The 12,860-nt window shown below is 57.4% G+C and carries 14 protein-coding genes; 5 read left to right on the top strand and 9 right to left on the bottom strand.

Annotated elements, in window-relative coordinates; genetic code table 11:
- Window positions 1-8: 8 nt before the first annotated feature.
- The 7 genes from otnC to ABVF61_RS19490 form a co-directional block, all read right to left on the bottom strand.
- Entirely contained in the window at window positions 9-656 is a 648-nt protein-coding gene (gene otnC / locus ABVF61_RS19460) for a 3-oxo-tetronate 4-phosphate decarboxylase (protein ID WP_353995186.1), read from the bottom strand.
- Window positions 653-1,885 carry a 3-oxo-tetronate kinase gene (otnK, locus tag ABVF61_RS19465; RefSeq protein ID WP_353995187.1) on the bottom strand — a complete coding sequence of 411 codons (1,233 nt, stop codon included), beginning with the start codon at window positions 1,883-1,885 and terminating at the stop codon, window positions 653-655. Before otnK ends, otnC begins: the two co-directional genes overlap by 4 nt.
- Window positions 1,882-2,679: an N-acyl homoserine lactonase family protein gene (locus tag ABVF61_RS19470; protein ID WP_353995188.1), complete on the bottom strand. Its 798-nt coding sequence runs from the start codon at window positions 2,677-2,679 to the stop codon at window positions 1,882-1,884. The genes otnK and ABVF61_RS19470 overlap by 4 nt, the downstream gene beginning before the upstream one ends.
- Window positions 2,676-2,966, bottom strand: a complete 291-nt coding sequence (locus tag ABVF61_RS19475; RefSeq protein ID WP_353995189.1) for a putative quinol monooxygenase — start codon at window positions 2,964-2,966, stop codon at window positions 2,676-2,678. The genes ABVF61_RS19470 and ABVF61_RS19475 overlap by 4 nt, the downstream gene beginning before the upstream one ends.
- 12 nt (window positions 2,967-2,978) lie before the next feature.
- Complete coding sequence (locus ABVF61_RS19480; RefSeq protein ID WP_353995190.1) at window positions 2,979-4,262, bottom strand: TRAP transporter large permease; 1,284 nt, start codon at window positions 4,260-4,262, stop codon at window positions 2,979-2,981.
- On the bottom strand, window positions 4,259-4,789 hold the full coding sequence (locus ABVF61_RS19485; RefSeq protein WP_353995191.1) for a TRAP transporter small permease: 531 nt from the start codon (window positions 4,787-4,789) through the stop codon (window positions 4,259-4,261). The genes ABVF61_RS19480 and ABVF61_RS19485 overlap by 4 nt, the downstream gene beginning before the upstream one ends.
- A 68-nt stretch (window positions 4,790-4,857) precedes the next feature.
- Window positions 4,858-5,871 (bottom strand): TRAP transporter substrate-binding protein, encoded by a 1,014-nt coding sequence (locus tag ABVF61_RS19490; protein WP_353995192.1) that lies wholly within the window; start codon window positions 5,869-5,871, stop codon window positions 4,858-4,860.
- A gap of 189 nt (window positions 5,872-6,060) precedes the next feature.
- Here ABVF61_RS19490 and ABVF61_RS19495 point away from each other — a divergent pair, with 189 nt between their 5' ends.
- A complete protein-coding gene (locus ABVF61_RS19495) occupies window positions 6,061-7,098 on the top strand; it encodes a Gfo/Idh/MocA family protein (RefSeq protein WP_353995193.1) in 1,038 nt (345 codons plus the stop codon).
- Window positions 7,091-7,765, top strand: coding sequence for a GntR family transcriptional regulator (locus ABVF61_RS19500; protein ID WP_353995194.1), 675 nt, complete (start codon window positions 7,091-7,093; stop codon window positions 7,763-7,765). Before ABVF61_RS19495 ends, ABVF61_RS19500 begins: the two co-directional genes overlap by 8 nt.
- 679 nt (window positions 7,766-8,444) lie before the next feature.
- On the opposite strand, the gene ABVF61_RS19505 is transcribed toward ABVF61_RS19500, so the two are convergent.
- Both ABVF61_RS19505 and ABVF61_RS19510 read right to left on the bottom strand, forming a co-directional pair.
- A complete protein-coding gene (locus tag ABVF61_RS19505) occupies window positions 8,445-8,999 on the bottom strand; it encodes a DUF2585 domain-containing protein (RefSeq protein WP_353995195.1) in 555 nt (184 codons plus the stop codon).
- A 52-nt stretch (window positions 9,000-9,051) separates the two neighbouring features.
- Window positions 9,052-9,402 carry a hypothetical protein gene (locus ABVF61_RS19510; protein ID WP_353995196.1) on the bottom strand — a complete coding sequence of 117 codons (351 nt, stop codon included), beginning with the start codon at window positions 9,400-9,402 and terminating at the stop codon, window positions 9,052-9,054.
- 343 nt (window positions 9,403-9,745) lie between these two features.
- Here ABVF61_RS19510 and ABVF61_RS19515 point away from each other — a divergent pair, with 343 nt between their 5' ends.
- The 3 genes from ABVF61_RS19515 (at window position 9,746) to ABVF61_RS19525 (ending at window position 12,745) form a co-directional block, all read left to right on the top strand.
- A complete protein-coding gene (locus ABVF61_RS19515; RefSeq protein WP_353995197.1) occupies window positions 9,746-11,347 on the top strand; it encodes a peptide chain release factor 3 in 1,602 nt (533 codons plus the stop codon).
- A 25-nt stretch (window positions 11,348-11,372) separates the two neighbouring features.
- Window positions 11,373-11,831: a GNAT family N-acetyltransferase gene (locus ABVF61_RS19520; RefSeq protein ID WP_353995198.1), complete on the top strand. Its 459-nt coding sequence runs from the start codon at window positions 11,373-11,375 to the stop codon at window positions 11,829-11,831.
- Between the two features lie 173 nt (window positions 11,832-12,004).
- On the top strand, window positions 12,005-12,745 hold the full coding sequence (locus ABVF61_RS19525; RefSeq protein ID WP_353995199.1) for a class I SAM-dependent methyltransferase: 741 nt from the start codon (window positions 12,005-12,007) through the stop codon (window positions 12,743-12,745).
- Window positions 12,746-12,860 lie beyond the last annotated feature (115 nt).

The following is a 12,860-nucleotide window of genomic DNA, read 5'->3' on the forward strand; positions in this document are numbered from 1 at the left end:
GTCAGTCCTCAATTCCAGTCAACATCAAATCGCTCGACAATCCGGTTGATTTGCGCAGGCTCCAGGGCTGTGGCCTGGGTACCGCGCAACAGCAACGCCAGCTTTGCCGTCGCTTCAAGTTCTTCCATGGCGTTCACGGCCGCTTCTAGATCCTTGCCCGCAACGACCGGTCCGTGATTTGCCAGCAGAACCGCTGACCGTTTTCCGGCAAGCCCGCGCACAGCTTCTCCCATCGCAGGATCTCCTGGTACGAAAAACGGGAGCAAACGGACCTTGCCAAGCAGCATAATTCCGTAGGCAGTCAGGGGTGGTAACACATTTTCAGGATCGATGTCCGGCAGAAGCGAGAGCGCCACAGAATGGCATGAGTGCAGATGCACAACGGCACCTGTGCCGTGACGCGTGTCGTAAAAGGCCTCATGCAACGGCATTTCCTTGGTCGGCCTGTCGCCCGACAGAAGCTCTCCCGTCGACGAAAGATGACTTATGCGGGCCGGGTCGAGAAATCCCATTGAGGATCCGGTTGGTGTCACCAGAAGGCTGCCGTCTGAAAGGCGCGCGGAAAGATTGCCTGTCGAGCCGTGCGTCAGACCCCTGTCAAACATGGACTTTGCATAAAGCGCCATTCTTTCGCGCTGGGTCGAGAGCTCGCTCATGAACGGCTCTCCAGCACCGAGAGTGCTTCCTGGAAGAAATCAGGGCCGCCGAAATTGCCGGATTTCAAGGCGAGAACAAGATCCCTGTCCGCGACTTTGAGCGCGGGAACGCCCGCAGCGATCCGGGGGCCGACTTCGAGCGTGTCTGCCGCTGTTCCTGACACCACAGCACCGGACGTTTCGCCGCCAGCTACAACAATCCGTGTTACACCGGATTGTGAAAGCGCTGCGGCAAGATTCGAAAACAGACCTTCAACCGCTTGAGAGCTCTGCTCTTTTCCAAATCTGTCCTGCGCCGCCGCGACAACCTCAGGCTCTGCTGAAGAATAAATCAGCGGAGGGCTTTCCTGCCGCAGAACCCATTCAACAAGCTCTTGAAGCGACAGTTTTTCATCCATGATGTCTTCAACGCTGATCTCCCGCGAGGGAGCAACGGTCTTGAAACGCGCAACCTGTTCACGCGTTGCAAGCGAGCACGATCCGGAGATTACCACGGCCTTGCCGATGAGCCCGCGCCACGCGATGGCCTTGTCTTTAACTCCGAAGTTTTCAGGAAGGCCGATCGCAATTCCCGAACCGCCGACAACCAGCTTCCGGTTCTTGGCGGCGCGCCCTATGGTGACAAGATCGGCGTTTTCGATGGCGTCGGCAATGATCATGGACTTGCCCGCGCTCACAATGTGTGAGGTGAGGGCGGCGTTTCCCTGTCGCACGCTTGAAATCGGTGCATGCGAGACAGGCCAGTCCGTTTGGCGCGAGAGAACGCGCCGAAGATCAGGGTCGGTCATCGGCGTCAGCGGATGGTTCTGCATGCCGCTTTCGCTCAGGAGCCTGTCCTTGACGAAAAGATGCCCTTCATAAACGGTGCGCCCGTTTTCGGGAAAAGCGGGGCACACAAGCACAGAGGTTTCGCCCAGATGCTCGGCGAGCGCTGCAGCGACGGGTCCGATGTTGCCTTCGTCGGTGGAATCGAACGTTGAACAGACCTTGAAGACAATCTGACTACAGCCTTGACCCAAAAGCCAGTCGCAAGCTTTGAGCGACAGACTGACCGCTTCTTCAACCGGCGCGGTACGTGACTTCAGGCTTACGACACCAGCGTCGATTTCTGCGCTAGGTGCCTTGGACGGGATCCCGACGAACTGCGCTGCCGACATGCCTCCTTCGGCGAGGGTCAGGGCAATATCAGACGCACCGGTAAAATCGTCAGCAACTACGCCGAGCTTCATGATTTGATCCACTTTAAAGGGCCGCGATCGAGACGAATGATATGGTCCGGGCCATGTGTGGGGAAAAACTCTCGCACGAGCGGATCATGTCCGGGCACCACAAGCTTGTCGGAACTTGCAAGCTTTCGGATCGTTTGAAAGCCCGTGAACATTTCCGTCATGTCGACGACGATCGGGAAAGGCTTGCCGTCCAGGAAGTTCTCGTAATAGTGCGAAGCATCAGACGCCAGGCACACCCAGCCGGCCTCTGTCAGAACGCGCACGGCCTGCAACCCTTTGCTGTGGCCGCCTGTCAGATGAACGGTGACACCCTCACGCACTTCCCCATCGCCTTCGTGAAAGACAACGCGTCCGGAGTAGAGGCGCTTTACGGCTTCGCAGACATGATCCACCGTGAAGGGCGCTTTTAAGGTGCCGTGGCACATACAAGGACCCGTTGCAAACGCCATTTCGGCGGCTTGCAGATGAATGGTCGCATTCGGAAAATGTTGCAGGCCGCCAGCATGATCATAGTGAAGGTGGGTCACGATGATGGTCGACACATCGTTCGGCACGATCCCCAGTGGTGCCAGCGCTTCAACCGGGTTTAACCTGATTGGCCTGCCCCGTCTTTCTCCTTCGTCCTCATCATAGCCGGTATCCACGAGGACGATTTCGTTGCCCTGACGCAGCACCCAGATGAAATAGTCCATGTCATGCTGGGCGTGGTGATCATCGTCAAAAAGAAAGCTGTCGTTTCGCGTCCGCTCGTTTCGCTCGGCGTATTTCACTGCAAAGACTTCCCAGGGCGTCATGAGCTCACCTTCGAATAGGTCGCAACGGTCTTTTCGGCAATCATCGTAGAGACTTGTGCGTCGAAGGCCAGAAAATGCTGTGTTTTCAAGTGAGTCTGGAAAGCTGCGGCATCATCGTAGAGTTCGTAGAGGAATACCTCGCCGGGCCGCTCCGGGTCGCTGCACACATCGAACTGCCGGCATGCCGGTTCGTGTTCGAGAGACGCTTTGGCGTTTTCGAGCATGAGCGGCATGAAGGTATCCATCATGCCGTCGTGGATCTTGAACTGTACCGTTACTGCAAACACCTCTTTGCCTCCTTACCGGAACAGATGGACCATACCCATCGAAACGAACGGGATATAGGTAACTGCCAGAAGGGCGGCGATCGCCGCAAGGTAAAGATGTGCCATCTTGCGGGCAATCGACAACACACCGACGCCGGAGATCCTTGAAGCGACATAGAGCGTTGCACCGACCGGTGGCGTGAACAACCCGACCGCGACGTTACAGGTCATGATCACCCCAAGGTGGACCGGATCGACGCCAAAGGCCTTGGCGGTCGGAAGGAACAGCGGTGCGGTCAAGAGGATCGCAGGCACCGGATCGAGCACGAGGCCGAGGATTAGGAGAACGATGTTGACGAGGAGCAGGAACATCCAGGGGCCGCTCGAAAATTCCTGTACGAAGCCGACCAGGATCTGGGGCATTTGCTCCAGTGTGATGAGCCAGCCGAGCACCGTCGTCGCGCCGATAACCACCATGACCACGGAACTGGTAACGAATGAATCGACCAGAAGACGCGGCAGATCCCTCAGCTTGAAGTCGCGGTAGACGACGGTTGTGACAAAAAGCCCGTAGACCACGGCCAGCGCTGCTGCCTCGGTCGGTGTGACCCAGCCTGTGAAGATGCCGCCAAGGATCAGAACAGGCATGAACAGTGCCGGTGCGGTGCCGATGAAGGAACTGGTGAGTTCCTTCAGAGTTGTCGTCCGGCCGCCCGGATCGCAGTTGGTGGTCTTTCCGACGTAGTAGCAGACCGCCATGAACATGGCGCCGAACAGAATGCCGGGGACCATGCCGGCAAGAAACAGATCCGCGACAGAGACGTTGCCGACGAAGCCATAGATCAGCATCGGGATGGAGGGAGGGATAATGATCCCGATCGTACCGGCGGCGGCGACAAGCCCGGCCGCGAATGCGGTGTTGTAGCCCTCGCGAGACATGTTCTTGATCATGACCGAGCCGATGGCCGCACTGTCGGCGATCGCCGAACCGGAGATGCCGCCGAAGATCATCGACGCACCGACGACAACCATGCCAAGGCCGCCTGCCATGAAGCCGAAGGCGGCGCGCGCGAAGCCGATAATGCGCAGGCCCACACCCCCGCGGCTCATCATTTCACCGGCAACGATGAAGAGCGGGATTGCAAGAAAGTGGTTGGGTTCGACACCGCCGATAAAGTTGAGGAACAGTGCCTGCAGCGGGTAGCCCAGATCGAAGACGATAATCGGCAGCACAGCCGTCAACAAGATGGCCCAGACGAGGGGAATTCCAAGAAAGACAGTGGTCAGAAAGACCGCCACGACGAAAAGCAGGATCATGAGAGGGCCTCTCCACCGTCAGAGTGGGCAGCATGGGGAACGACGGGGTTTTTGATGTCGAACACCATGTTGAAGAGATGGAAAATCAGGGTCAGGGTCATGCCGATGGGCATGGAGGCGTAAAGAAGTCCGACGGGCCAATAAAGGACGGTGGTTTTCTGGGCCCAGGTGTGAACCGAAATGTTGTACCCAGTGTAAATCAGACTGATCAGAAGGATCGCGATGATCACATCGATCGCGATCGACAGGATCCGCTGACCCTTATGGGGCATCAGCCGTTCCACAATTTCTGTGACCCGCATATGCGCGCCGCGCGCAACGGCAGCAGCGCAACCGATAAACGTGCTCCACAGCAGCAGAAAGCTTGTCACTTCAAGCGACCAGGCTAGGTCAAAGCCAGCAAATCCCCTCAGTGAGGCATTGCAGAACACAAGTGTGACGATTGAAAAGCCACCAATCATGAGGCACACGTCCACCAGGTGGCTGAGCCAGCGCAGCACAGCCGGATAATGATCTCGGTAATCCAACGGTCTTCTCTTTTTGAAAAGGGCCGGAACCCTAAGGGCTCCGGCCAGTTGACGCTCACGTTGCTCGATCAGTTCTGTGCCGGGAGCGCCTCTCTAATCGCCGCGGCATCAGAAAGAATGTTGTCGACGGCTTCTGCGCCATAAACATCCTTCGCCTTGGCGTAGACCGGTTGTACCGCTTCACGGAAGGGGCCGATTTCAGGAACGCTGACCTTTGCGCCGGCTTCTTCCATTTCTGTCAACTGGCTGTCGACCGAGCTTTTTACGAGATCACGGCTGAAGGCAGCTGATTCCGCCGCTGCTTTCAGAACGGCTTCCTTGTCTTCGTCGGAAAAGCCCTGCCAGGTTTTTTCCGCGATGGTCAGCGGCAGCGGGCTGTAGACGTGACGTGTCAGGGTAATGTTCGGCGCAACCTCGTAAAAGCGCAGAGACTTGATCGTGTCGACCGGGTTTTCCTGACCGTTGACGATCCCCTGTTGGATCGACAGGTAGACGTCGGTGATCGGCATAACGACGGTCTGGAAGCCGATGGCCTCCATGGACCAGCGGATCATGTCATTCGGGAAGACACGCATTTTCATCGATTCCGCATCCGTTGGAGATGCGAGCGGCTCATTCGTGGTGAAGCTGCGGAATCCGGCTTCCCAGGTCGACAGGACGCGGAAGCCCTTTTCGGGAAGTTTGTCGAACTCGCCCTGCAGCCACTCTGAATTGTCATAGAGTTCCCAGCCCTGCTCGTAGGTATCAACGAGGAAAGGCATGGCTGTAAGGTTGAGGGTCGGCAGGTGGGTCGCATAGCTGCCCGTTGCGGACACAGTGAAGTCGATGCCGCCGAGCTGAAGAAGTTCGATGGCCTTCGGGTCGTTTGCCAGCTGGCCTGACGGGAAGATCTGAACTTCGTAGCGGCCGTCCGTGTATTCAGCAACTTTCTCAGCAAAGAGCTCGGCCGCCGCCTGGCGGGAACCGCCCGGGTTGTCAGTATGGCTGAACCGAAGCGTCTCGGCAGCAAGCACACTGCCGGTGCCGGCAACGACAATTGCGGCACTCAAAAAAAGACGTTGCAGGGATTTCTTATCAAGCATTTGGGTCTCCTCCCACGATCGGATTAGGGATCGTATCAAATTGCACATTTGTTTGCGTATACGTAAACCAATCCCTTGTCAACTCGGCCGTTGTCTACTATCACCAAGGGCAAAGGGCGGTGGCCGAAAGTGTCCTGCTGAAATCAACGGATGGCAGTTGCACATCCCAAAAGAAGGGGAGGAGAACCTATGCTTGAGGGGCGCGAAACCTTGCGTGTTGCGTGTCTGGGAGCCGGTTATTTCGCCCGGTTTCACTACGAAGCGTGGCGAAAGCTGCCGCGCGTCAGGCTCGTTGGTGCCTGCGATCGGGATCTGGAAAAGGCACGTGCAACAGGCCTGTCATCCTTTGATGAACTGGACACGATGCTCAAGATGGCAACGCCCGACCTGCTCGACATCATCACGCCGCCGCCGACACATCTCGTCGCAATCAAGGCAGCGATCGAGTACGGCGTCAGAGCCGTCATTTGCCAGAAACCGTTCTGCAATTCGCTTGAAGAAGCGAAACACGCAACGGAACTCGCGGAGGCGGCAGGCGTGGTGCTCGTCGTTCATGAGAACTTCCGGTTCCAGCCGTGGTACAGAACGTTGAAGCAGGCAATCGATGAACGTCTGATCGGAGATCTCCACCAGGTTACCTTTCGACTGCGCACCGGTGACGGACAGGGGCCGGGCGCCTATCTGGACCGTCAGCCATATTTCCAGACGATGCCGCAGCTGCTTATTCACGAGACCGGCGTGCACTGGATCGACACGTTTCGCTATCTGATCGGTGAACCCGAAGCCGTCTATGCGGACCTGAGGAAAATGAATCCGGTCATCGCAGGAGAAGACGCGGGATATTTCATCCTGGATTATCCGGGCGGCGTAAGGGCGCTCTTTGACGGCAACAGGCTGCTCGATCATTCAGCGGAAAATTGCCGCACCACGCTTGGTGAGGCTCTTGTTGAAGGAACGCGCGGAACGCTCTCACTGGCCGGGGACGGCTCGGTCCGCTTGAGGCATTTCGGCACCCAGGAGGACAAGGTCCTGCTTGCGCCGCGGCAGTGGGAGGGCTTTGGCGGCGATTGCGTCAAGAATCTGATATGTCACGTCGTTGATGGTTTGCTCGACGGCAAACCCTTGGAGAACGAGGCGAGGGACTATCTCAAGGTGATTGCAATCGAACAGGCGATTTATCAGTCTGACCGCTTGGGGCAGAAAATTCGGGAGTTTGTAAGTGCTTGAAGCGCCGAAACCCAAGACGATCACGACACAGGCGATGGAGCAGATCCGTCAGCTGATCTTCGACGGTGAACTGGCGGCAGGGTCCGATCATCTTGAGAGCGAACTTGCCGATCGTCTCGGCATGTCACGTACACCCGTGCGGGAAGCGACCTTGATGCTGGCGCAGCAGGGCCTGCTGGAAGTACGGCCACGCAAGGGCGTGCGGATCGCAACGCTCTCCTTGAAGGATATGGAAGATATTTATGCCGTCCTGACGGAACTCGAAAGCCTTGCGGCGGAAGAAGCAGCGGACAAAGGCTATTCGGAAGACGATCTTGAAGCGCTTCAACAGTCGATTGAGGCAATGGAAGACGCCCTTGAACGGCAGGACAGGGAGGCGTGGGCAATCGCCGACAACGCCTTTCACGAAGAGCTGGTCCGCCTCGGCGGCAATTCGCGCGTGCAGACGATCGTCTCGATGATGGCAAACCAGGTGAGGCGCGCGCGCGCCATGACCCTTTTCATTCGTCCTTTGCCGGTGAAGTCGAATGAGGATCACCGCGCTGTTTACGACGCGATCCGGCTGGGAGACGCGGCACAGGCCCGCGAACGGCACCGCAACCACCGCCGCGACGCCCGGAAGGTCCTGATTGAATTGCTCAAAAAGCACAAATTGTTTCAGCTATAGGTTTCTTGCCAGATAGCTCGCTCTCGGGCCACTTTGTCGTCCCGGTCCAGAGCGCGGCCTTCAACTCAAATGCGCCATCCATCGTCATCCCGGCCAAGCGCAGCGCGAGCCGGGATCGGAGAGGCATAAGCCTGTCGGCGGTCCTGCGCCCTAATTGAAGATCACCGGCTCCCCGATCCCGGCTCTCCGCTTCGCTGCGTCCGGGATGACGAGATTGGGAGAGAAGCCATTCTTATGATTTTTTTCAGCCGCTACGTTGTTTTCACTTCTTTGTCGTCATCCCGGTCAAGCGAAGCGCGCGCCGGGATCGGAGAGGCATAAGCCTGTCGGCGGTCCTGCGCCCTAATTGAAGATCACCGGCTCCCCGATCCCGGCTCTTCGTTTCACTGCGTCCGGGATGACGTGAGAGGGAAAGGGGCGAAGCGTTGAGCATCATTGGTGTGATGTGGCGCGGTTCCGCATCAGTGTTCTGGCCCAGTTGGCAGTTGGTGGGAACGAAAATTGAGGCGAATTCACATGGTCTCGTCTTACGGAAGATCTCGCAATCTTGTCATTCCTGCGGAGGCAGGAACCCAGTAAACACCCGGCCTGCGCCGAAGCCATAGGGGCCCCGGGTTACTGGTTCCCGGATCTCCGCTTCGCCGCGTCCGGGATGACAATAGTAACGGCTTGTGGCCCGTTATCCGCCTTGCCAGGTCTTGATGGCCTCGATGGGATAAAGAAGCATAATCACATTCAAAGTGAGATTGTCCCTGATCACCCAAAGCGCCAGCAGTTCAAAGACGATGGCAACGAGGATTGTGACCCAGACCGGCACGCGCCAGGCAAAGAAGAATCCGGCCAGCATCCAGATGATGTCGAAGACGGAGTTCAAAACGCTGTCACCTGTGTAACCGACGGCAATAGTTGCCTCGCGATAGCGATCGATGATCCATGGGCTGTTTTCGGCAACTTCCCACGCCGCTTCGAGAAAAATCGCCCCAAGCGCGCGTTCGCAGACGCTGTTGCGCTGGAACAGGAGCCAAAGCACCCAATAGAAAATGAAGCCGTGGATGATATGCGAGAACGTGTACCAGTCGGCGATGTGCTGAGACGAGCCGGCAAGATCGTCTGCCGGCGTCCAGAACAGGACATAGCCACAGTCGCAGATTGGAATGCGGCCCATGGCCAGCAGGATGACAGCCGTGGCAACGATCATTAGGACGCCGATGATCAGGCATTTCTTATGGCTCAAATGTGATTACTCCAGTCTCAGAAAAATGAGAATAAAGAGGGCCATACCGATACTACTTCTTAAGTAACCGTGCCAGATATGACTCCAATGTACGAGTGCATTCTTCGCTGTGTATTTCAACAGAATCATAAGGAAGATAAAAAAGGTAGTTCGCTGGAGAATTCGGGTTGGTAAATAATTTGTAGTTACAATTTCTGGGAATTTCATTCACCAACGGATAAATACCCAGTTCTCGAATTCTCACAATGTCCTTTTCCAGAAACTCGTATTCAGCGAGGTCATTTTCGGAGATTGCCGCATCAAAACAATTGAAAACACGTCCATCCGGACCAGAAAAAATCACCACGTTCTTGTTTGCCGGAAGCCGCTTTTGGACTTCTGCCACTCTTTCCAGAACAGTCAACCACGACACCGGGCATCGGGAACTGCCGAGCGTTTGGCCAAGTGCGGGTTGAAGTGCAGGTCCCAGCGTAAGCCAAAGTCCAACCAGGACAAACCAGCGAAAGTGGATCAATAGATTGAAGGGCTGACAGCGCGTCATTTCTAACCTGGCTTGAAACAGCGCGCCTGGAAGGTCCGATGCGCGCTCACCTCACATATTCACTCTGGAATTTTCTTCACATTCCCTCTATGACCTTGCGCCAACGAAACATCAATCCGTCCGGCCCTTGAGAGTGTTGTTGCGCACCGGTTTCAACCGTCGCGATTGCGCAGCCCCTGCCGGATCAACGGACCAGGAGACTTTCATGGCTGGCCTCAATGGCGCGGCGCCGTTTCAAGCACGGCGTACGTTTGCGATCATTTCACACCCGGATGCGGGTAAGACGACCCTGACCGAAAAGCTTCTTCTGTCGGGTGGGGCGATCCGTGCGGCGGGGCAGGTGAGGGCGCGCGGCGAGCGCCGCCGGGCCCGTTCCGACTGGATGAAGATCGAGCAGGAACGCGGGATTTCCGTCTCGTCCTCCGTCATGACCTTCGAGCGCAAGGGCATTATCTACAATCTGCTCGACACGCCGGGCCACGAGGACTTTTCCGAAGACACCTACCGCACGCTGACGGCTGTTGACGCTGCGATCATGGTGATCGACGCCGCCAAGGGCATCGAGACCCAGACCCGCAAGCTTTTCGAAGTTTGCCGCCTGCGCGATATTCCGATCATCACCTTCGTCAACAAGATCGACCGGGAAGGTCGCCATGCCCTGGAAATCCTCGACGAGGTTCAGGAAGCCTTGGCGCTCGACGTCTCGCCGCAAACCTGGCCGGTCGGCATGGGCTCTGACTTCTTCGGCGTCTATGACTGGCAGAAAAAGAAGTTTCACACGTCTGAAGGCGAGCGCGGCGGGCCTTATGCGGAAACAAAGGACGTGTCGGGTCTCGAAGACGAGACGCTGACGGGAACCGTGTTCGACCGGATCATGGAGGAGCTCACCGAGAACGTGGAACTCGGCGCGGAAGGGTATGCCGAATTCGACAAGGAAAGTTTCCTTGAAGGTCACCTGACGCCGGTCTTTTTCGGGTCGGCGCTGCGCGACTACGGCATTGAGGAAGTGCTCGATTTCATTGCCGACAACGCCCCGGCGCCCCATTCCCAGCCGGCCACCGGCGGGCGCACGATCATGCCGGAAGAAGACAAGGTCACCGGCTTCGTCTTCAAGGTGCAGGCTAACATGGATCCCAAGCACCGGGACCGCATTGCCTTCGTGCGCCTATGCTCGGGCACCTTCAAGCGCGGCATGAAGCTGAAACATGTGCGCGCGAACAAGCAGATAGCCGTGTCGGCACCGATCTTTTTCTTTGCCGAGGAGCGCGAGATTGCAGATCTGGCTTATCCGGGCGATGTCATTGGCGTCCCGAACCATGGCCAGCTGCGCGTCGGTGATACGTTGACCGAGGGTGAGAACATTCACGTCACGGGCCTACCGGCTTTTGCCCCGGAAATCCTGCGCCGGGTGCGCCTTTCCGACACCATGCGCGTCAAGCAGATGCGTCAGGGTCTTCAGGATCTTGCCGAGGAAGGTCTTGTCCAGATCTTCAAGCCGGATCTCGGCTCCAACTGGATTGTCGGCGTGGTCGGAGCGCTTCAGCTCGATGTTGTCGTCGATCGCCTGAAAGCGGAATACGGCACGGAGATCGGCTTTGAAGCTGTTCCCTACAACACCGCCCGCTGGATCGAGACGGACAGTCAGACGCTGCAGAAGATCATCGAGGCGCATCGCATGTCGGTCGCCAACGACCGGGACGACAAGCCGGTGTTCCTGTTCAAGAACGCCTGGGAAGTCGGTCATGTCACCGAGAAATTCCCAGACGTGACCTTCCGCGAGACGCGCGAGATCGTCTACGAGGCCTAGGCGCTGAACCGCCGGAGGGCGCGTGATGACTGTAACCATTCGGCCTGTGGTGCAATCCGACCTTGATCTTGTCTGCCGCCACAGAGAAGAAATGTTCCGCTCGTCCGGGCACCCGGAAGAGGTGTTGGCCGAAATGGTTGGCCCATACCGCGCATGGCAGGAGGCCTCTCTCGAAGATGGTTCCTATTTCGGCTTTGTTGCGGAATGTGACGGAACCGCCGTCGGCGGCATCGGCGGGATGATGCTGGACTGGCCGCCGCATCCGCTACATCCGCAAAGCAGCAAGAGAGGCTATATCCTCAATCTCTTTGTCGAGCCGGGCTGGCGCGGACAGGGGATTGCAAGAGACCTGATGCGCGCCGTGGAAACGGACCTTCGCGCCCGCGGTCTCTCCTTCGCTATCCTTCATGCGACCCAACAGGGGCGGTCTCTTTACGAAAAATCCGGCTGGAAGCCGACCTCGGAAATGGCACGGCAGATCTGACCCTCACCCGGGCAACAGGCATTGGGAGATGCGCCTGATTTTGGGAGGTGTGCTCAAGGCGATCTCAAGAAGTGCCGCCTTCCTTATGACAACTACTGATCCGAAGGCTGGATGCGCCGAGCGCAGCTGTTAAGATTGCAAGTCGAGTTGTCCTCTTGGAATGGGGAACCGCAATGGCAGGCTATGACAAGAATCCCTCACCATATCTGCAGCAATCGGTCGCCGAAAATCCCTACAGGCTTCTGGAGTGGACTGTCTTTCTCAACGAGCTGGGATCTGTCAAAGGCAAGCGCGTTCTGGATCTTGCCTGTGGCGACGGCCGCCTGACGCGTGTTCTGGCGCATGGCGGTGCGGCTGAGGTCCTGGGGCTTGATGTTTCGGAAGAAATGCTGGACCGGGCAAAGGAACAGAATGCCGTCGGCCAGCCCGAAGCCTTTGCGGACCGGATCACCTATGCGCACATCAGCGCGGCGGACGACATGTTCGAAATGACACCGCCGGCTGACATGGTCACGGCGATGTATCTGTTTCACTACGCGCAAAGCGTGGATGAACTTAACCGCATGTGCGGCCTGATCGGCCGGAACCTTGCGCCGGGTGGACGCTTTGTCACCTATACGATCAATCCGGATTACGATTTCACCAGCGCGCCCGACGACATGGAAGCGCGCATCGGCTTTCGGTATCGGACCATCGACCCGCCTGCCCACGCGCTGGTCATTAATGACTTCGAGGTTCCGATCTGGCAATGGAGCCGGTTGCAGCACGAACAGGCGCTGGAACTTGCCGGGCTATCGAACATCTGCTGGCATCCGCTGCGCTTCCCGCCGGACCAGCGCCACCACGTGGTCGGCTGGGCCTGGTATCTCGACAACCCGAGCTGCGTTGTCCTGTCGGCGGAAAAGATGGGGTAAGCCGGATGTTCCGCTATGTCGTCCAATGGCTTTGGAACGATCATTGGCAGCTCGTTCGAATCCCTGACGACATTTGCCTGACACAAAACTTCGCAACCTTGGACAATCGGTCAGA

This window comes from Roseibium sp. HPY-6 (assembly GCF_040530035.1).
Lineage (GTDB): Bacteria > Pseudomonadota > Alphaproteobacteria > Rhizobiales > Stappiaceae > Roseibium.